Genomic DNA, 19,419 nt, shown 5'->3' on the forward strand with positions numbered 1-19,419 from the left:
TCACACAGCCGCTTTTCCCGGCAGTGTCCCCTGCGCCAGGGCAATGAAAAAGGCATACTCCAGGGCCACCCCTTCATAGCTTTTAAAGCGCCCGGATTTGCCGCCATGGCCGGAATCCATATCGGTACAGAGCAGCAGCAGGTTATCGTCGGTTTTCAGTTCCCGCAGTTTGGCCACCCATTTCGCCGGCTCCCAGTATTGCACCTGGGAATCGTGCAGTCCGGTGGTGACCAGCATATGCGGATAAGCCTGCGCCCGGACGCCGTCGTAGGGGCTGTAGCTTTTCATGTAGTGGTAATAGGTTTCATCCTGTGGATTCCCCCACTCTTCAAATTCCCCGGTGGTCAGTGGAATAGATTCGTCCAACATGGTGGTCACCACATCGACGAACGGCACCTGGGCTATCACGCCATGAAACAGCTCAGGACGTTCGTTAACGGCCACGCCCATCAGCATCCCGCCGGCGCTGCCCCCCATGCCATAGCAGAGCTGCGGATCGCCGTACCCCTGGGCCAGCAGCGCGTCACAGACGTCCAGATAGTCGTTGAAGGTATTTTTCTTACACAGAAATTTGCCGTCCTCATACCACTGCTGCCCCAGCTCGCCCCCGCCGCGGACATGGGCGATGGCGTAGACAAAGCCGCGGTTGAGCAGGCTCAGCCGGCTGGCGCTGAAATCGGCATCGATACTCTCGCCATACGAGCCGTAGCCATAGACCAGCAGCGGATTGCTCCCTTTGCGGAAATGGTCGCGATGGTAGACCAGCGATACCGGAACCTCGACGCCATCGCGGGCGGTCACCCACAGGTGTTCGCTCTGGTAGCAGCTCGTGTCCAACCCCTTCACCTCCTGCTGCTTGATAACCCGCCGCTCGCCGGTATCCATGTCCAGTTCAAACAGGGTGTCTGGCGTAGTCATGGAGGAATACCCGTAGCGCAGGCGCGACGTTTCAGGTTCCGGATTATAGGCAAGCCAGGTGACATAGGCCGGATCGTCAAAGGCGATCCCTACCACCTCCCGGGTCTTGCGGTTAATTTGCCGCAGGCTGGTCAGGCCGCGCTGGCGCTCCTCGACGACCAGCCAGTCAGTAAACAGGGTAAATCCTTCGAGCATCACGTCGTGACGCGGCGGGATCAGCGTGGTCCACTGATCTTCATCGCGCAGCACAGTACGGTAGAGGCCAAAATTCTTCCCCTCGCGGTTGGATCGCAGATAGAACGCGTGCTGATAGTGATCGAGGCTGTATTCGTGATCTTTCCGCCGCGGCAGGAAGCAGACCGGCTCGGCGTCAGGGAGTTCGGCGTTGAGCAGTAATGCTTCACTGGTGGTGGCGCTGGAGAGATAAATCACCACGAACTGCTGGGAAGTGGTCTTATGTACGCTGACGTAGAAGGTCTCATCTTTTTCTTCATAGACCAGCACATCACTCTGCGCCGCGGTACCCACCGTGTGGCGCCAGACCTGATAAGGCAGCAGTGTGGTGGGATGTTTACGCACGTACCACACAAAGCGGGAATCATTGCTCCAGGCAAACCCGGAGGTAACATTTTCCAGGATCTCCGGGTACCATTCACCGCTGCTAAGGTTGCAGAAGCGCAGGCCATACTGGCGGCGGGAAAGATAATCCTCCGCCACCGCCATCAATTGGTTATTCGGCGCGACGCCCAGTCCGCCAAGGGTGTAGAACTCACTCTTCGCCGCCCGCTGGTTGCCGTCGAGCAGGATCTCCCACTCGTCCCACTCCTCTTTGAGCACCGACTGGCGCTGATAGATGGCGTATTCACAGCCCGGCTCGTAAACCTGACGGTAGCGAAAACCATTTTTACTGTAAGGGGCAGAGACTTCCCGTTGCGGAATGCGGTCGATAATTTCTTTCAGCAGACGTTCCTGCAGGCTGAGCTGCGAATCCATCACCCGCTTGCCATAGGCGTTCTCCGCGTGCAGGTACTCCAGCACGTCAGGTCGCGCGCGCTCATCGTCGCGCAGCCAGTAATAGTTATCGATGCGTGTATCGCCATGCAAGGTCATGGCGTGAGGGATCCGTTTGGCTTTAGGTGGCATGTTGTTCTTCTGCTGCTTTATCGTGACACAAGAGCATTCAGGTCACACGGCGGCGCCTGAATGATGACGTGTCTATAAGGGTGGCAAAAGACGCGGGCGATGCAAGCGAAACGTGATAATTTAGACGCTTAGCGCTTGTTTTTGTGACTGGATATCCTGTTCTATATCGGCCCGGACATCCTTTGGCAGTGACAAAGCGTCTCCCAGCGCGTTCAGATAACTGCGTTCCATAAAGTGGTCGATATCAATGACCGCGCAGCTGACGTAGTAGATCTCCAGTGCCTCCTGCGGATCAACGATGCCCTCCGCCAGACGCTGAGGATCCAGCGGTTGGGCCAGCGCCTGGTCGATCAGCACCCGGGCCTGAACGTCGATATTGGCCGCCCGCAGCTGGGCTTCAATATTAGCCCGTTCGTGGTCATCTATATGACCATCGCTCCTGGCGGCAAAAACCAGCGCGGTGATCAGTCGCACGCTGCGCGGATCAACGTCCGCCGGCACGGCAGCCGGCGTGTTCGCCCCCGGGACAGGCGCGTTTTGAGCGCGCATCTTCTGCTGATACTTGTTCCATAACACCGTACCCGCCACCGCCCCACCGCCAGCCAGCAGCGCGCTGGTGCCGTACTTCGCCAGCAGTTTGCGTGAGGATTTACTGGCCACCAGCAACCCGGCCAGCCCGCCAATCGCGCCGGGCAGCAGTGCGCTCCCTTTTGACGACTCGCCTGTCGATGACGCGCCCTGCTGCCCGAGCAGCGACTGCAGTTGATTAAGCCAGTTAGCCATGGTTTTCCTCTCAGGTGATAAAACACTGCTATCAGCCTAAACGACGCGATGTCAGGAAATGTTAGATCTGGCTAAAGATGCGCAAAGGTGGGCGCGGCAGACAAATCCCTGCCCAGCCAGGCCATAGCTGGCTGCCGCCAGTCAGGCCACTTTCGCCTTACGCGCTTTGGTCGCTGGCGCCGCGGCGTCTTCCGCTGGAGAAGCCTCTTCTGCCGCCGACGGCGCGGGTGAGTCGTGCGCGGACGCATCCTGCTCCGGCAATCGGCCGACGCGCAGGATATGCTGCAGCGCCTCTTTTCGCTCTGCCAGCCACATCGCCATGGTGTCACGCTGGGCGTCATCCATCTCCAGCGGCGATGCCACCAGCCAGTCATTCAGCACCTCTGCCAGATCGAGCATTTTGTCGTAAGCGTCGGCCTCTTTTTTGCTGGCAAAAGACATTTTTTCCTCACCTTCGCGGATCACAACATATTTAATTTCAACCGCCATGCTGCAGCCTCTCAATACTGTATTTTTATACAGTGTAACAAATTTCCTCTCCGGACTCAACTCACGCGCGTAAAGACAGACGCAAACGTTTTCGTTTATAATCGGCAGCATCTTTTTTTACTGCGGAAGAGAGTTATGACTGTATTAGGCACCGCGCTGCGCCCGGCAGCCACCAAAGTAATGCTGTTAGGTTCCGGCGAGCTGGGCAAAGAAGTCGCTATTGAATGTCAGCGTCTGGGCATTGAAACTATCGCCGTCGACCGCTACCCCGATGCCCCGGCGATGCAGGTCGCCCACCGCGCCCATGTCATCAATATGCTGCACGACGAGAGCCTGCGCGCTCTGATTGAACAGGAAAAACCCGATTACATCGTGCCGGAGATCGAAGCTATTGCTACCGATACCTTGGTTGAACTGGAACAGGCCGGGCAGAAAGTAGTCCCCACGGCGCGGGCGGCTAAGCTCACCATGAACCGCGAAGGCATTCGCCGCCTGGCGGCAGAAGAGCTGCAGCTCCCCACCTCCAGCTATCGCTTTGCCGACAGCGAAGAAGGCTTCCGCGCGGCGGTCACCGACATCGGTTTGCCGTGCATCGTCAAACCAGTGATGAGCTCCTCCGGCAAAGGTCAGAGCTTTATCCGCTCGGCTGACCAGCTCAGCGAAGCCTGGCGCTATGCGCAGCAGGGCGGCCGCGCCGGCGCCGGGCGGGTGATCGTCGAGGGGGTGGTGAATTTCGATTTCGAAATCACCCTGCTCACCGTCAGCGCCGTCGACGGCGTGCATTTCTGCGCCCCGGTTGGCCATCGCCAGGAAGACGGCGATTACCGTGAGTCCTGGCAACCGCAGCAGATGAGCGACCTGGCCCTCGAACGTGCCCAGGCCATCGCCCGCAAGGTAGTGCTGGCGCTGGGGGGTCATGGCCTGTTTGGCGTGGAACTGTTCGTATGCGGCGACGAGGTGATCTTCAGCGAAGTTTCCCCGCGCCCACACGACACCGGCATGGTAACGCTGATCTCGCAGGATCTCTCGGAATTCGCCCTGCACGTTCGTGCCTTTCTTGGACTGCCCGTCGGCGCTATCCGCCAGTATGGTCCGGCCGCTTCCGCAGTGATCCTTCCGCAGCTGACCAGTCAGAACGTCAGCTTTGGCCAGCTGCAATCGGCCGTCGGGGCTGGCCTGCAGCTGCGACTGTTCGGCAAGCCCGAGATTGACGGTACCCGCCGCCTGGGGGTGACCCTCGCCGTTGCCGATTCGGTTGAAGAGGCCGTAGCGCGGGCTAAAACCGCCGCCGCTGCGGTCATCGTCGAAGGCTAAAGACAAAAAAACCCGGTCGCGTTGCCGCTGACCGGGTTGTCGACCCTGAGGCGCGGTTTACTTCGCGCCTTCCACCGCTTCACGCGCCAGGGTGGTGATGCGATCGTAGTCGCCGGCCTCCAGCGCGTCGGCTGGCACCAGCCAGGAACCGCCGATGCACAGCACGCTATTCAGCGCCAGGTAGTCACGGTAGTTGGCCGGAGAAATACCGCCGGTAGGGCAGAAACGAATGTGGCCGAACGGACCAGCAATCGCCTGCAGGGCTTTCACGCCGCCGTTGGCTTCCGCCGGGAAGAATTTAAACTCTTTCAGACCATACTGCATACCCAGCATCAGCTCGGAAACCGTGCTGATCCCCGGGATCAGCGGAATGGTGCCGTCTTCGGTCGCCGCTTTCAGCAGGGATTCGGTCAGTCCCGGGCTGATAGCGAACTGCGCGCCAGCTTCCGTTACCGCTTTCAGTTGCTCGACGTTGGTGACCGTGCCCGCGCCGACAATCGCGTCCGGCACTTCTTTAGCAATCGCGCGGATCGCTTCCAGGGCGCACTCGGTGCGCAGGGTGACTTCCAGCACGCGCACGCCGCCCGCGACCAGCGCTTTCGCCATCGGTACCGCATGCTCCAGCTTTTTCACCACGATAACCGGGACAACCGGACCGGAGGTGAGGATTGCTTCTGCTGTTGTTTTCCAGTTTTTCATCAGGATTTTCTCTCGCCAGATCTAGAAATAAAATCGTCTTAAAAAGTGATGCAGGTTGCGCCCTGCTCCGCGCCAGAGAGCTTCTCACGCAGCGCCCCAAACATCTCCCGACCGGTTCCCACGCGCGACGCGCTGAGGTCAGGGATATGCGGCTGACGCGCCGCCAGTTCGGCATCGTCCACCAGCAGCGTCAGTTCTCCCGTCTGCCCGTTCACGCGAATCACATCGCCATCGCGCACCTTCGCCAGCAACCCACCATCATAGGCTTCAGGCGTGACATGGATTGCTGACGGGACTTTACCGGAGGCGCCAGAGAGTCGGCCATCGGTCACCAGCGCTATTTTGAAACGGCGGTCCAATAATACACCAAGTGGCGGCATAAGTTTATGTAATTCTGGCATCCCATTCGCTTTTGGCCCCTGATGACGGACCACCACCACACAATCTTTATCCAGCAGGCCCGCTTCAAAGGCCGGCAATACGTCGTGTTGGCTCTCGAACACCACCGCCGGCGCTTCGATCACCTGATTCTCCACCGGGACAGCCGAGGTTTTCATTACCGCGCGCCCCAGGTTGCCGCTCAGCACCTTGGTGCCGCCGTGACGGGAGAACGGTTTCTCGAAGGTCGCGATGACCTGATCGTCAAGCGGCGCTGTCGCCCCTTCACGCCAGTCCAGCTCGCCGTTGTTGAGCCACGGCTCCAGGGTATAACGCGACAGACCAAAGCCAGCGACGGTGTGAACATCCTCATGCAGCAGGCCGCCTTTCAGCAGCTCGCGCACCAGTACCGGAACGCCGCCCGCCGCCTGGAAGTGGTTGATATCCGCCGGGCCGTTGGGATAGAGGCGCGCCAGCAGCGGCACCACGTCTGACAGGTCGGAGAAATCGTCCCAGTTAATGATGATCCCCGCCGCGCGGGCCATCGCCACCAGGTGCATGGTATGGTTGGTGGAGCCACCGGTCGCCAGCAGCGCCACGATGCCGTTGACCACCACTTTTTCGTCGAACATTTTCCCCAGCGGCATCCACTCGTTGCCATTGCCGGTCATGCGGGTGACCTGGCGCGCGGCGGCGGCGGTCAGTGCGTCCCGCAGCGGGGCATCCGGATGGACAAAAGAGGAGCCCGGCAGCTGCATGCCCATAAACTCGACCACCATCTGGTTGGTGTTCGCCGTCCCGTAGAAAGTACAGGTCCCCGGCGCGTGGTACGAGGCAGCTTCGGACTCCAGCAGCGCCATACGGTCAACTTTACCTTCCGCGTACAGCTGGCGAATGCGGACCTTCTCTTTATTAGCCAGGCCGCTGGCCATTGGACCGGAGGGAATAAAGACCGACGGCAGATGGCCGAAAGAGAGTGCCGCCATGGTCAGGCCAGGAACAATTTTATCGCACACCCCGAGGTACAGCGCGCCGTCGAACATGTTATGCGACAGACCGATAGCGGCGGACATGGCGATCACTTCGCGGCTCAGCAATGAGAGCTCCATCCCGTCCTGCCCCTGGGTTACGCCGTCGCACATTGCCGGCACGCCGCCGGCCACCTGGCCGACCGCATTGGCGCTATGCAGCGCTTTACGGATGATGTCCGGATAGTGTTCGTAGGGCTGGTGAGCGGACAACATATCGTTGTAGGAGGTAATGATGGCGATATTGTTGCGCAACATGCTTTTCAGAGAGGCTTTGTCGTCAGCCTGACAGGCCGCGAAACCGTGAGCCAGATTGCCGCAGGCCAGTTGCGCACGATGCACGGTGTCGGTTTTGGCCTGGTTAATCCTTGCGAGGTAAGCCGCGCGGGTGTCACGCGACCGTTCGATAATGCGATTTGTTACCCGTAACATTGTCGAATTCATAAAGGCTCCTCAAATTTGTATCTGTCCGGCCGCTGCGTGATGACGTATTTTTGTGCTAAAGGCCACCAACACCAGCGCTCAGGGGCAAAATGTCTGAAAGCAGTGTAATAAAAAAAGCCCCGTGGGTGAATCCTCACGGGGCTTAAAAGATTAAAAAGCGTGCGACTTTCTGCGTCAGATCATGTTACCGGTAAAATAACCCTGACGGATTAGGCGGCGAGCTTACTCGAACTCGTTCCATGAGCGGCCGTCACGGGTGATCATCGCCACCGACGCAACCGGTCCCCAGGTCCCTGCCTGATACGGTTTCGGCGCATCGCGGTCGGCAGCCCACGCTTCGGTGATGGAATCCACCCATTTCCACGCCTCTTCCACTTCATCACGGCGCACGAACAGCGCCTGGATACCGCGCATGGTCTCCAGCAGCAGACGCTCATAAGCATCGGCCAGGTGCGTCTGGTTGAAGGTCTCGGAGTAGCTCAGATCCAGCTTGGTGATCTGCAGATTATGCTTATGGTCGAGGCCCGGCACTTTGTTCAGCACCTGGATATCCACCCCTTCGTCCGGCTGCAGACGAATGGTCAGCTTGTTCTGCGGCAGCTCCTGCCAGGTCTCTTTAAACAGGTTCAGTTCCGGGGTTTTGAAGTAAACCACTACCTCAGAGCATTTGGTCGGCAGACGTTTGCCGGTGCGCAGATAGAACGGTACGCCGGCCCAGCGCCAGTTATCGATATCGACGCGGATCGCCACGAAGGTTTCGGTGTTACTGGTTTTGTTGGCGCCCTCTTCCTCCAGGTAACCCGGGACTTTTTTGCCCTGGGCAAAGCCGGCGGTGTACTGGCCGCGAACGGTTTTCTCACGCACGTTGGAGCGATCAATGCGGCGCAGGGATTTCAGGACCTTGACCTTTTCATCACGGATGCTGTCGGCGCTGAGATCGGACGGCGGTGACATGGCAATCATGCAGAGGATCTGCAGCAGGTGGTTCTGGATCATGTCGCGCATCTGCCCGGCCTGGTCGAAGTAACCCCAGCGCCCTTCAATACCCACCTCTTCCGCGACGGTGATTTCGACATGGTCGATAGTGCGGCAGTCCCAGTTATTGACGAACAGAGAGTTGGCAAAGCGCAGCGCCAGCAGGTTGAGGACCGTCTCTTTACCGAGGTAGTGGTCGATACGGTAGACCTGGCACTCTTCAAAAAACTCGCCGACCTGGTCGTTGATTTCACGCGAGGTTTCCAGCGAGGTACCCAGCGGTTTTTCCATCACCACGCGCGCAGGCTTGGCATTGAGCTTCGCTTCGCCCAGACCTTTGCAGATCGCGCCAAAGGTGCTCGGCGGCATGGCGAAATAGTTGATGGTGACACGGTTCTGTTGATCCAGCATCTCACCCAGACGCGTGAAGCCGCTGGTGTCATTGACGTCAAGATTACAGAACTCCAGGCGTCCGCTCAGGGAATCCCACAAACCCTCATCAATTTTTTCCTTCATGAAGGTTTCCAGCGCTTCGCGCACGACTTTGGTGTAAGCCGCTTTATCCCAATCGGCACGGCCGACGCCAATGATGCGGGTGTCGGCGTGGATCTGGCCCGCTTTTTCAAGCTGATACAGGGAAGGCAACAATTTACGTCGCGCCAGGTCGCCCTTCGCGCCGAAAATGACCAGGTCGCATGCCTGGGCCGTTTGCGTTACCGCCATGTCATTCTCCTCAGTTGATAGTCTGGTGCTTCTGCCAGGCTATATTTGTAATTTTCTTACACTGCACTGTACTGTGTTTACGTATTTCCCGAAAGCCTTCCCCTTCGTTTGCGGCGGTAAAACCGCACAGGGTGAAAACATTCGGCGATGATTTGGGCATCTGGCTGATATTGTTCGTTGTTTGTACCTGTTTCAGGTCAGTAAAATACGACTCTGATCATGTAATGAAAAAAAACAACATTATTTCACGTCATTCCTCACCGCTTGCGCTTGCGGAGGGGTATATTCTTGCTAAAACGCCCGATGATTTCACCCATTAATGAAATCGTTTCCATTGATGAGCGCCCTGTTACTAATGAACATGCTGGAAAAAATCCAGTCCCGACTGGAACACCTTAGCAAATCTGAACGCAAAGTGGCGGAAGTGATCCTCGCCACCCCCGCGCAGGCCATTCATTCGAGCATCGCCGCCCTCGCCCTTGAGGCCGGGGTGAGCGAACCGACCGTCAATCGCTTCTGCCGCAGTCTCGAAACCCGCGGGTTTCCTGATTTTAAACTGCACCTTGCCCAGAGCCTCGCGCACGGCACGCTCTATGTTAACCGGAATGTTGATGAAGACGACAGCGTTGAGTCATACACGGGAAAAATATTCGAATCGGCCATGGCGAGTTTAGATCAGGTCCACCATTCTCTCGACATGTCGGCGGTGAATCGCGCGGTGGATCTGCTGACTCAGGCCAAAAAAATCGCCTTTTTCGGCCTCGGTTCCTCGGCGGCGGTCGCCCATGATGCGATGAACAAATTTTTCCGCTTTAACGTGCCGGTCATCTATTCCGACGACATTGTCCTGCAACGCATGAGCTGTATGAATTGCGATGACGATGATGTGGTGGTGATTATCTCACATACCGGAAGAACCAAGAGCCTTGTGGAGCTGGCGCAGCTGGCCCGTGAAAACGATGCCATGGTGATCGCCCTCACCTCCGCCGGTACCCCCCTGGCCCGGGAAGCCACGCTCGCCATCACCCTCGATGTGCCGGAAGATACCGACATCTATATGCCGATGGTCTCCCGTCTCGCCCAGCTGACCGTCATCGACGTATTGGCGACGGGGTTTACGCTGCGTCGAGGGGCAAAATTCAGAGATAACTTGAAGAGGGTCAAGGAAGCGCTGAAGGAATCGCGTTTTGATAAAGAACCGTTCGTACCCAGTGATAATCAATAAAAGTTGATAACAAGCAGTACCCCATTACACCTTCGATAACGATCCGGCTGTGCGACGTTGCAGGCTGGCGCTACCGAATCCATGTTCACGCAACACCAAAGTTGTATCAGTCAACGGAGTATTACATGTCCAGAAGGCTTCGCAGAACCAAAATCGTTACTACCTTAGGCCCAGCAACTGACCGCGATAACAACCTGGAAAAAGTTATCGCCGCGGGCGCAAACGTAGTGCGTATGAACTTCTCTCACGGCACCCCGGAAGATCATCAGCTCCGTGCCGACAAAGTGCGTGAGATTGCGGCAAAACTGGGCCGTCACGTGGCCATCCTCGGCGACCTCCAGGGACCAAAAATTCGCGTATCGACCTTCAAAGAAGGCAAAATTTTCCTCAACGTCGGCGATAAATTCCTGCTCGACGCTAACCTTGGTAAAGGTGAAGGCGACAAAGAGAAAGTCGGGATCGACTACAAAGGCCTGCCGGCGGATGTCGTGCCGGGCGATATCCTGCTGCTCGACGATGGTCGCGTGCAGCTGAAAGTCCTCGAAGTTCAGGGAATGAAAGTGTTTACTGAAGTGACCGTCGGCGGTCCGTTGTCTAACAACAAAGGGATCAACAAGCTGGGCGGCGGTCTGTCTGCCGAAGCGCTGACCGACAAAGACAAGGCTGATATCGTCACCGCCGCCAAAATCGGCGTCGACTACCTGGCGGTCTCTTTCCCGCGCTGCGGCGAAGACCTGAACTACGCCCGTCGCCTGGCGCGCGATGCCGGCTGCGATGCGAAAATCGTCGCCAAAGTTGAGCGTGCGGAAGCGGTCTGCGATCAGGATGCGATGGACGACGTGATCCTCGCCTCCGATGTGGTCATGGTTGCGCGCGGCGACCTCGGCGTCGAAATCGGCGATCCAGAGCTGGTGGGTATCCAGAAAGCGCTGATTCGTCGTGCCCGTCAGCTGAACCGTTCCGTCATTACCGCCACCCAGATGATGGAGTCGATGATCACCAACCCGATGCCGACTCGTGCTGAAGTCATGGACGTGGCCAACGCCGTGCTGGATGGTACCGATGCGGTGATGCTCTCTGCGGAAACCGCTGCCGGTCAGTACCCGTCGGAAACCGTGGCCGCGATGGCGCGCGTGTGTCTGGGCGCCGAAAAAATCCCCAGCCTCAACGTCTCCAAACACCGTCTGGACGTCCAGTTTGACAACGTAGAAGAAGCGATTGCTATGTCGGCGATGTATGCCGCCAACCACCTGAAAGGCATCACGGCCATCATCACCATGACCGAATCGGGCCGCACCGCGCTGATGACCTCGCGCATCAGCTCCGGTCTGCCGATTTTCGCCCTTTCCCGCCACGAGCGCACCCTGAACCTGACCGCACTCTACCGAGGGGTGACCCCGGTGTTCTTCGACAGCCAGAATGACGGGGTAGCCGCTGCGCACGATGCCGTCAATCTGCTGCGGGACAAAGGCTACCTGGTCTCTGGTGACCTTGTGGTCGTTACCCAGGGTGACGTGATGAGCACCATCGGCAGCACCAACACCACCCGTATCCTCACCGTCGAGTAAGCCTCGGTGTCGACCTGCCAGCGATGCGCTGGCAGGTTTTTTTTGCCCACTATCTGGCAGATTACACCACCCAGCTCAACAACAGCGTCGCGGCGATCACCGTCGACGCCCCGCCGATCCGCGTCGCAATCTGGGCAAACGGCATCAACCCCATCCTGTTTGACGCCGAGAGGATGGCCACATCTCCGGTTCCTCCAAGGCCGCTATGGCAGCTGGTCACGATAGCGGCTTCCACCGGATACATATTCAGGCGAGTAGCGATAAAGAAACCGCTCAGCGCCATGGCAATAACGATGGAGCCGCAAACCACGACGTAGCCAATGGAGAAGACCGAGACCACGCTCTCCAGCGGCACATACAGCATGCCCAGGCCGATCATCAGCGGCCACACCAGCGCGGCGGAGACAAACTTGTAGCAGCTATGCGCCCCCAGCTCCATCGCCGCCGGGATAACGTTGGTATATTTGCAGAAGACGGCCGCCAGAATCATCAGCACCGGCCCGGGAATATGCACTACCTTCTCCAGCAGACCACCGACGATGAAAAATGCACAAATCATCAGCAACCCGGCGCCCATCAGCTGAAAATCGGTGGGTTGGGTACTCTGATGTTGCGCAAAGACGCTATTATCGTCATGGCTGCGGATCAGCATCCCATTGCCGGAGAGCGCCGGACGACGTGCGCCCATGCGCGCCAGAAAACCAGCGCATATAATGGCGAAAATATTCCCAACCACCGCGGCCGGCGCCAGCTGGGCAACATAGACATCAGGTGTTTGCCCGAGAATGGCCGAATAAGCCAGCGACAAAGGCAGGATCCCTTCGCCGATGCCGCCGCCGATAATCGGCACGATGATAAAAAAGAAGGTGTGGTAAATACTGTAGCCAAATAAGCTGCCCACCAGCAGGCCGGTTAATATTGCCGCCCCGGTCCCGGCCACCAGCGGGACAAACATACGCACCATCCCCTGGATCAGAATAGTGCGGTTCATTCCCAGAATACTCCCGACAACCAGACAGGCGATGACGAAATAGAGGAGATTGGCCTCTTTCATCAGCAAGTGCACAGTATCGAGCGTATGAGCTTCAAACACGCCAAAGTAGACCAATACTGAGGGCATCATCAGACACAATATGGCCGGCCCGCCAATGTCTTTTAGTACTGGCACCATGCGGCCAATCTTAGCCAGCGCGAATCCCAGGGTCATAATGACCGCCAGTCCGCCAATCATATTTTTCGGCAGCAGGCCCGCGCTCGCAGAGAGCGCGACGATCGCAGCGATACCAATAAAGAGCGTTAACGGTACGGCACCAACGTCGATATTGGATAAAAGTCGTGTCGATTGGCCGTTCGGTTGCGTTTTATCTATCGGGTGGTTGAGTGAATTATTTTCCATATTTTTACCTGAATGATAAGGAGGTAGCGTAGGGTAGTAACGCAATATTAAAATTTGCGTAGCAACATAAATGAAATAGCACTAAACACCGGCTCACCAAAATACACTCAAAACGGTAGCACAGGCGTTTAAAACAAAAAATGACAAACGGATTTCTTCTGTTGGCTTTGTGACTAAACTATAAAATTGATTTTAAGTAATTTAATTTATCGTCATAAAGCTAAAGTTTTCATCAATGGTGAAATTTAAATGCCTTAGATACAACCCCATGATTTAACCCTGTTTTCTTTATTTGTAAGTAAAGTATCCGAGACGAAATTATTTAAAGGCAGGCGACTGTGATGACTATCACCTTTTAAATATTACGGGATCGCTAGATTGGCGACACAACAACCCGATAAAATATGTCAGGACATCTTATGCCTTCACTACTCTTACAATCTCTTTTCCCATTGGTATTTATCATGCTGCTGGGATGGCTTAGCGGTAAACTAGGCTATACCCGGCGCGAGGATGCCTCCGTTCTGGCCACGGTGGTGATCCGCTTTGCGCTTCCGTTCCATCTTTTTATCGGCGCGTTAAATACCCATCCCGATAAAATTAAAAACTTCACCTTTATGGCGGTGTTAGTCATTGGCCTGATGGGGTCCTATTTTCTCACGCTGCTGATCTCACGCTATGTTTTCCGTCATGATATTAAAACCAGCGCGATTCAGTCGCTGGTTTGCGCCTTCCCCGATATGGCCTACTTTGGCGCGCCCGTGCTGGCGGTACTGATAGGTCCGGAGGGTTTTCTCGGCGTGCTTATCGGAAACCTGGTGACCAGCGTATTGATGATCCCCCTGACTATTATCCTGATTCGCATGGGAGACAAGCACCGGAGCGCGGATGAACCCCAGCTTCACGCCGGGCAGCTGATCCTGCAAAACCTACTGAAGGCCGTGAGAAACCCCATCGTCTGGATCCCAATTTCCGGCGTATTGCTCAGCCTGGCGGGAGTCCAGCTGCCGCATATGCTCAGTATGCCTATTGAAATGGTGGGTAAAATCGCCGGCGGTCTGTCACTGTTCGCCCTGGGACTGCTGTTTTACGGCGAACGCCCGACGGTCAATATTCAAACCTGTACCAATATCAGTATCAAAAATCTGATCCAACCGGCAATGATGGCCCTGGCCGGACTGGCCTTTGGACTCAGTCATACCTTAATGCAACAGGTTATTATCATCGGCGCGACGCCTTCCGCCATCGCGGCAGGGATGTTTGCGCTGCGCAGCGATACCTATATTGAGCCGGCCTCATCCTCTATTTTGCTGGGTACCGCCATCGGCGTCGTCACCGAAGGCATCATGATTTATCTCATTTCGTAATCACGGAAATAAAACACCAAGACATCAGGCAATGTTTTAATTTGATATTCAGGAGTCATCCAATGTTAGCCACAGAAACCTTATACACTCCCTATAACGGTGCCGTCCTGCTGGAAAATCCGTTATTAAATAAAGGCCTTGCATTTACCGAAAGTGAACGCACAGCATTTAATCTTCAGGGACTGCTACCCCATAATGTTGAAACCATTGAAGAACAAACCGAGCGCGCATGGGGCCAGTTTTGCCAGTTCAAAAAGAGTATTTCGCGCCATATCTATCTCAGGAATATTCAGGATACTAACGAGACATTATTCTATAACCTGCTGCGCAGTCATATGAAAGAAACGCTGCCGGTGATCTATACCCCGACGGTGGGTGAAGCGTGTGAACATTTCTCAGAAATATATCGCCGGGGACGCGGTTTGTTTATTTCCTGGCCCAACCGTCACCAGATTGACGAAATGCTGCAGGGATTTTCCCGCAATGATATCAAAGTCATTGTCGTGACCGATGGCGAGCGCATTCTGGGGCTGGGCGACCAGGGGATTGGTGGCATGGGGATCCCCATTGGCAAACTCTCGTTATATACCGCCTGCGGGGGCATTCACCCGGCATCCACGCTGCCTATCATGCTAGATGTCGGCACCAACAACCCGCAGCATCTGGAGGATCCGCTGTATATGGGCTGGCGCCATCCGCGCATCAGCGACGAGCAGTACCTGGAGTTTATGGACATGTTTGTCCATGCCATTCAGCAACGTTGGCCGAATGTATTACTTCAGTTTGAAGATTTTGCCCAAAAGAATGCCACGCGACTGCTCAACCGCTATCGTCACCAGCTGTGCTGTTTTAACGATGATATCCAGGGCACCGCCGCCGTGACCTCAGGGACGCTGATCGCCGCCGCGGCCGCGGCCGGGACGCCGATCCGCGACCAGCGGGTAGTTTTCCTTGGCGGCGGTTCGGCCGGATGCGGCATTGCGGAAAAAATCATTGCGCTGATGGTGGATGATGGACTTTCGCAGGAGGAAGCACGCCGCCGTATCTTTATGGTTGACCGCTTTGGCCTGCTGACGGATGAGATGCCCAATCTGCTCGATTTTCAGCGCGACCTCGTCACGCCGCGAGCCAGTATTGCCCACTGGGATACCGAGTCCGCCCAACTGTCGCTGATGGATGTCGTACGCAACGTCCACCCTACCGTACTGATTGGCGTGTCTGGTCAGCCGGGGTTGTTTAGCGAAGAGATAGTGAAGGAGATGCATCGGCACTGCCCGCGTCCGATTATTATGCCGCTCTCTAACCCCACCTCCCGGGCCGAAGCCCAGCCGAAGGATTTGCTGGAGTGGACCCGGGGAAGCGCGCTGATCGCCACCGGCAGCCCGTTCGAACCCGTCTTCTACGACGGCAAAACCTACGATATCGCTCAGTGCAACAACGCCTATATTTTTCCCGGTCTGGGGCTGGGGATCCTCGCCAGTAAAGCGCAGCGCGTCACCGAAGCGATGCTGATCACCTGCAGTAAAACCCTGGCAGCCCACTCGCCTTTGGCGAGCCGTGAAACCGGTGCTTTACTGCCGCCGGTTGAAGAGATCGAAATGATTTCCCGGGCTATTGCCGCAGAGGTCGCTCGCGCCGCGCAGCGGGACGGCGTTGCGCCGCAGATTGACGAGGCACAGCTGGCGGCGAATATCGATAAAACCTTCTGGCGAGCGCGCTACACCGCCTATAAACGATCGTCATTCTGATCGTCATTCCTCAACTCATCTTGCGGGAAGCCGGCTGGCTTCCCGCCACACCGGGGAACCACGCATGTTCAATGTGCTGATCGTCGATGATGATCCCATGGTAGCCGACCTGAACCGGCTGTTTATCAGCCGGGTAGCTGATTTTCACTGCTGCGGGGTGGCGGCGACGATCGGCGACGCCAAAGCGATGCTAAGCCATCTGGCGCAGGTCGATCTACTGCTGCTGGATGTCTATATGCAACAGGAGAATGGCCTGGACCTGCTGCCGGCGCTTCGCGCAGATGGGCGGAATATTGACGTCATCATGATGACGTCTGCCGCCGATACGCTCACGCTACAAACGGCGCTGCACTATGGCGTGGTGGATTACCTGATTAAACCGTTTCAGTTTCCGCGCTTTGAGGAGGCCCTGCAGGCATGGCGCAAAAAGCGTGAGGTGACGCAGGCGAAATCCTGTTATGCCCAGGCGGATATCGACACCCTGCTGCGCCGCGGGATCCCGCAACAGGAAAGCGCCCGCCGCCTGCCGAAAGGGCTGACGCCGCAAACCCTTCGCCTGGTGTGCCAGTGGATTGACGACCATCAGGCGCGCGATTTTTCGACAAACGAGCTGGCGGCGGCGCTGCAGATATCCAGGGTGTCATGCCGTAAATACCTGATTTGGCTGGAGCAGATAAACGTGCTCTTCACGACCAATCACTACGGTATCACTGGCCGCCCGGAGTATCGCTACCGGCTTGTCGTCGAGAACCTGATGTTACTGACGCAATATAGCCAGTGAGCCAGGAACGCCCACTGGCTCTCTTTTAGACTACTTCTTTGGGAACAGCTCTTTGCGTTTGTAGGGCTCGATTTCACCCGGCTTGCGCGTTTTCAGCAGCTTCAGGATCCAGGTGTACTGCTCGGTGTGCGGCTTAACAAACACTTCCACTTCTTCGTTCATCCGCCGGGCGATCGTCGTATCGTCTGCGTCCAGCAGGTCGTCCATCGGCGGGCGGACCAGCACCGTCAGGCGATGCGTTTGGCCATCATAGACCGGAAACAGCGGTACGACGCGGGCGCGGCATACCTTCATTAAACGGCCAATCGCGGGCAGCGTCGCCTTGTAGGTGGCAAAGAAATCCACAAATTCACTGTGCTCAGCGCCGTGATCCTGATCGGGCAGATAGTAACCCCAGTAGCCCTGGCGCACCGACTGAATAAACGGTTTGATCCCGTCGTTGCGCGCGTGCATACGCCCGCCAAAACGACGGCGCACGGTATTCCACACGTAATCAAAGACCGGGTTACCCTGGTTGTGGAACATCGCCGCCATCTTCTGCCCACCGGAGGCCATCAGCATCGCCGGGATATCCACGCCCCAGGCATGCGGAACGAGGAAAATCACTTTCTCGTTATTACGCTGCATCTCGTCGATGATCTCTTTCCCCTGCCAGTCGATGCGGGCAAGGATTTTCTGCGGATCGCGCAGGCCCAGCTCGGCCATCATCACCATCGCCTGCGGCGCCGAGGCATACATGGCGTCGATGATCGCTTCCCGTTCGTGCTCGCTTTTTTCCGGAAAACAGTAGAGCAAATTAATCTGCGCCCGGCGCCGCGAGCTTTTCGCCAAACGCCCTACGAAGCGGCCGAGTTTGCCGAGGATCGGATCGCGAAAGGAAGGCGGCGTCAGCGCGATGCCTGCGAAGGCAAAGACGCCCAGCCACGCGCCCCAGTAGCGCGGCAGTAAAAAGGATTTCTCAAACTTAGGGATAAACTCAATATTATTTTTTTTCGTTTCCATGCCCAATCCGCAGGTCGACTGCTTAATCAAGATAATGGGATAGTGTAGCGAGACGTTAGGTAACCTACAAAAGAAAAAGCCGGCGCCCTGGGGCACCGGCTTTCCACTGACCGGTGGTTAGTCAAACCGCAGCTGCGGGACGACCTCTTTGACCTGCGCCAGGTAATCGGTACGGTCGGAACCGCTCAGCCCTTCGGTACGCGGCAGCTTAGCCGTCAGCGGGTTGACCGCCTGCTGGTTGATCCACACTTCATAGTGCAGGTGCGGCCCGGTAGAACGGCCGGTATTCCCCGACAGCGCGATACGATCGCCGCGCTTCACTTTCTGCCCCGGTTTCACCAGCAGCTTACGCAGGTGCATATAGCGGGTGGTATAGGTGCGACCGTGGCGGATAGCAACATAATACCCGGCAGCGCCGCTGCGCTTGGCCACTACCACTTCGCCATCACCCACTGCCAGCACCGGCGTCCCCTGCGGCATCGCGAAATCGACGCCACGATGCGGCGCGACGCGCCCGGTGACCGGATTCAGACGACGCGGGTTAAAGTTAGAGGAAACGCGGAACTGACGCGCCGTCGGGAAGCGCATAAAGCCTTTCGCCAGCCCCGTCCCGTTACGATCGTAGAATTTGCCGTCTTCGGCACGGATAGCATAGTAATCCTTACCGTCGGAGCGCAAACGCACGCCCAGCAGCTGACTTTGCTCGCGCTTGCCGTCGAGCATTTCGCGCGACATCAATACCGAGAACTCGTCGCCTTTTTTCAGCTTACGGAAATCCATCTGCCACTGCATGGCCTTGATCACCGCGCTGATTTCGGTACTGGTCAGGCCGGCATCGCGCGCGCTGGAGACAAAGCTGGCGCCGACGGTGCCCTTCAGCACATTGTTGACCCAGTCGCCTTTCTGCAGCTCGCTGCTCATTTTAAAACCGTTGTCCACACGGGTATAAGTGCGGGTTTCGCGGCGGGACATCTCCCAGTTCAGGCTCTGCAGATCGCCGTCCGCGGTCAGGGTCCAGGAGAGCTGCTGGCCAATCTTCAGATTACGCAGCTCTTTATCGGCGGAGGAAAGCTGGGCGATATCGCCCATATCGATACCGTACTGGTTCAGGATGCTGCTGAGCGTATCGCCAGTCGACACCACATATTCATGACCGCCGGCATCGGTATCGGCCTTCTCGTCGAGTTCATCCTGAGGAATGGCTTCTTCTTCCTGCGGGGCCTGGTCGATCGGCTCGGAGGCTTCCGGCAGCAGGGAACGGATCTCGCTTTTTTCCAGTTCAATGGTTCTGACGATGGGGGCGGATTCCGGGTGGTAAATGTAGGGTCGCCAGACGGCGACCGCTAAGGTAAGAACGCTAAGCGACCCCAACATGACGCGATGAGGTCGTGGCAGATTGTTGAATGCCTGAGTGACAGCGCGGGCTATCTGTTGCACG

At 56.9% G+C, this 19,419-nt stretch carries 16 protein-coding genes; 6 read left to right on the forward strand and 10 right to left on the reverse strand.

The features are described 5' to 3' along the window. From ptrB to SPE70_RS16610, 3 genes are all read right to left on the reverse strand, one after another. Complete coding sequence (ptrB, locus tag SPE70_RS16600; protein ID WP_012541258.1) at nucleotides 1–2,061, reverse strand: oligopeptidase B; 2,061 nt, start codon at nucleotides 2,059–2,061, stop codon at nucleotides 1–3. Nucleotides 2,062–2,181: 120 nt separating this feature from the next. After that, on the reverse strand, nucleotides 2,182–2,844 hold the full coding sequence (locus tag SPE70_RS16605; RefSeq protein ID WP_012541257.1) for a tellurite resistance TerB family protein: 663 nt from the start codon (nucleotides 2,842–2,844) through the stop codon (nucleotides 2,182–2,184). A 141-nt stretch (nucleotides 2,845–2,985) separates the two neighbouring features. Beyond that, nucleotides 2,986–3,333, reverse strand: coding sequence for a YebG family protein (locus SPE70_RS16610; protein WP_012967680.1), 348 nt, complete (start codon nucleotides 3,331–3,333; stop codon nucleotides 2,986–2,988). A gap of 135 nt (nucleotides 3,334–3,468) precedes the next feature. Here SPE70_RS16610 and purT point away from each other — a divergent pair, with 135 nt between their 5' ends. Beyond that, nucleotides 3,469–4,647, forward strand: a complete 1,179-nt coding sequence (gene purT / locus SPE70_RS16615; RefSeq protein WP_064170581.1) for a formate-dependent phosphoribosylglycinamide formyltransferase — start codon at nucleotides 3,469–3,471, stop codon at nucleotides 4,645–4,647. Between the two features lie 57 nt (nucleotides 4,648–4,704). On the opposite strand, the gene SPE70_RS16620 is transcribed toward purT, so the two are convergent. The 4 genes from SPE70_RS16620 to SPE70_RS16635 form a co-directional block, all read right to left on the reverse strand. Next, entirely contained in the window at nucleotides 4,705–5,346 is a 642-nt protein-coding gene (locus SPE70_RS16620) for a bifunctional 4-hydroxy-2-oxoglutarate aldolase/2-dehydro-3-deoxy-phosphogluconate aldolase (protein ID WP_002911423.1), read from the reverse strand. A gap of 38 nt (nucleotides 5,347–5,384) precedes the next feature. Next, nucleotides 5,385–7,196 (reverse strand): phosphogluconate dehydratase, encoded by a 1,812-nt coding sequence (gene edd / locus SPE70_RS16625; RefSeq protein WP_008804261.1) that lies wholly within the window; start codon nucleotides 7,194–7,196, stop codon nucleotides 5,385–5,387. Nucleotides 7,197–7,418: 222 nt separating this feature from the next. Then, nucleotides 7,419–8,894 (reverse strand): glucose-6-phosphate dehydrogenase, encoded by a 1,476-nt coding sequence (zwf, locus tag SPE70_RS16630; protein ID WP_008804260.1) that lies wholly within the window; start codon nucleotides 8,892–8,894, stop codon nucleotides 7,419–7,421. A gap of 10 nt (nucleotides 8,895–8,904) precedes the next feature. After that, nucleotides 8,905–9,054 carry a hypothetical protein gene (locus tag SPE70_RS16635; protein WP_004145554.1) on the reverse strand — a complete coding sequence of 50 codons (150 nt, stop codon included), beginning with the start codon at nucleotides 9,052–9,054 and terminating at the stop codon, nucleotides 8,905–8,907. Between the two features lie 159 nt (nucleotides 9,055–9,213). Between SPE70_RS16635 and SPE70_RS16640 the strand changes: the two genes are divergently transcribed. Together SPE70_RS16640 and pyk are read left to right on the forward strand one after the other, a co-directional pair. Beyond that, nucleotides 9,214–10,119, forward strand: a complete 906-nt coding sequence (locus SPE70_RS16640) for a MurR/RpiR family transcriptional regulator (protein ID WP_162493240.1) — start codon at nucleotides 9,214–9,216, stop codon at nucleotides 10,117–10,119. 125 nt (nucleotides 10,120–10,244) lie between these two features. Beyond that, complete coding sequence (gene pyk / locus SPE70_RS16645; protein ID WP_002911440.1) at nucleotides 10,245–11,687, forward strand: pyruvate kinase; 1,443 nt, start codon at nucleotides 10,245–10,247, stop codon at nucleotides 11,685–11,687. Nucleotides 11,688–11,748: 61 nt separating this feature from the next. Here the strand turns inward: pyk and SPE70_RS16650 are convergent, their stop codons facing one another. Beyond that, a complete protein-coding gene (locus SPE70_RS16650) occupies nucleotides 11,749–13,083 on the reverse strand; it encodes a 2-hydroxycarboxylate transporter family protein (protein ID WP_012967679.1) in 1,335 nt (444 codons plus the stop codon). Between the two features lie 419 nt (nucleotides 13,084–13,502). On the opposite strand from SPE70_RS16650, the gene SPE70_RS16655 reads away from it, so the two are divergent. From SPE70_RS16655 to dcuR, 3 genes are all read left to right on the forward strand, one after another. Then, nucleotides 13,503–14,450: an AEC family transporter gene (locus SPE70_RS16655; protein WP_049009880.1), complete on the forward strand. Its 948-nt coding sequence runs from the start codon at nucleotides 13,503–13,505 to the stop codon at nucleotides 14,448–14,450. A gap of 62 nt (nucleotides 14,451–14,512) precedes the next feature. Further along, entirely contained in the window at nucleotides 14,513–16,198 is a 1,686-nt protein-coding gene (locus SPE70_RS16660; RefSeq protein WP_012541252.1) for an NAD-dependent malic enzyme, read from the forward strand. Between the two features lie 64 nt (nucleotides 16,199–16,262). Continuing rightward, nucleotides 16,263–16,979, forward strand: coding sequence for a two-component system response regulator DcuR (gene dcuR / locus SPE70_RS16665; RefSeq protein WP_008804254.1), 717 nt, complete (start codon nucleotides 16,263–16,265; stop codon nucleotides 16,977–16,979). Nucleotides 16,980–17,009: 30 nt separating this feature from the next. Here dcuR and lpxM read toward each other — a convergent pair whose 3' ends face one another. After that, nucleotides 17,010–17,981 carry a lauroyl-Kdo(2)-lipid IV(A) myristoyltransferase gene (gene lpxM / locus SPE70_RS16670; RefSeq protein WP_060876355.1) on the reverse strand — a complete coding sequence of 324 codons (972 nt, stop codon included), beginning with the start codon at nucleotides 17,979–17,981 and terminating at the stop codon, nucleotides 17,010–17,012. Between the two features lie 117 nt (nucleotides 17,982–18,098). Beyond that, entirely contained in the window at nucleotides 18,099–19,418 is a 1,320-nt protein-coding gene (gene mepM, locus SPE70_RS16675; protein ID WP_064170582.1) for a murein DD-endopeptidase MepM, read from the reverse strand. Nucleotide 19,419 lies beyond the last annotated feature (1 nt).

This window comes from Klebsiella sp. ZJOU C1, assembly GCF_035620215.1.
In the GTDB taxonomy this organism is placed as follows: Bacteria; Pseudomonadota; Gammaproteobacteria; order Enterobacterales; family Enterobacteriaceae; genus Klebsiella; species Klebsiella variicola.

What these genes read in the sequence shown, in the direction of transcription:
- SPE70_RS16620 (WP_002911423.1), bottom strand. Translation starts at nt 5,346, where the DNA reads ATGAAAAACTGGAAAACAACAGCAGAAGCAATCCTCACCTCCGGTCCG.
- purT (WP_064170581.1), top strand. Translation starts at nt 3,469, where the DNA reads ATGACTGTATTAGGCACCGCGCTGCGCCCGGCAGCCACCAAAGTAATG.
- SPE70_RS16660 (WP_012541252.1), top strand. Translation starts at nt 14,513, where the DNA reads ATGTTAGCCACAGAAACCTTATACACTCCCTATAACGGTGCCGTCCTG.
- lpxM (WP_060876355.1), bottom strand. Translation starts at nt 17,981, where the DNA reads ATGGAAACGAAAAAAAATAATATTGAGTTTATCCCTAAGTTTGAGAAA.
- SPE70_RS16610 (WP_012967680.1), bottom strand. Translation starts at nt 3,333, where the DNA reads ATGGCGGTTGAAATTAAATATGTTGTGATCCGCGAAGGTGAGGAAAAA.
- ptrB (WP_012541258.1), bottom strand. Translation starts at nt 2,061, where the DNA reads ATGCCACCTAAAGCCAAACGGATCCCTCACGCCATGACCTTGCATGGC.
- dcuR (WP_008804254.1), top strand. Translation starts at nt 16,263, where the DNA reads ATGTTCAATGTGCTGATCGTCGATGATGATCCCATGGTAGCCGACCTG.
- SPE70_RS16635 (WP_004145554.1), bottom strand. Translation starts at nt 9,054, where the DNA reads ATGCCCAAATCATCGCCGAATGTTTTCACCCTGTGCGGTTTTACCGCC.
- zwf (WP_008804260.1), bottom strand. Translation starts at nt 8,894, where the DNA reads ATGGCGGTAACGCAAACGGCCCAGGCATGCGACCTGGTCATTTTCGGC.
- pyk (WP_002911440.1), top strand. Translation starts at nt 10,245, where the DNA reads ATGTCCAGAAGGCTTCGCAGAACCAAAATCGTTACTACCTTAGGCCCA.
- SPE70_RS16650 (WP_012967679.1), bottom strand. Translation starts at nt 13,083, where the DNA reads ATGGAAAATAATTCACTCAACCACCCGATAGATAAAACGCAACCGAAC.
- SPE70_RS16640 (WP_162493240.1), top strand. Translation starts at nt 9,214, where the DNA reads ATGAAATCGTTTCCATTGATGAGCGCCCTGTTACTAATGAACATGCTG.
- SPE70_RS16655 (WP_049009880.1), top strand. Translation starts at nt 13,503, where the DNA reads ATGCCTTCACTACTCTTACAATCTCTTTTCCCATTGGTATTTATCATG.
- SPE70_RS16605 (WP_012541257.1), bottom strand. Translation starts at nt 2,844, where the DNA reads ATGGCTAACTGGCTTAATCAACTGCAGTCGCTGCTCGGGCAGCAGGGC.
- edd (WP_008804261.1), bottom strand. Translation starts at nt 7,196, where the DNA reads ATGAATTCGACAATGTTACGGGTAACAAATCGCATTATCGAACGGTCG.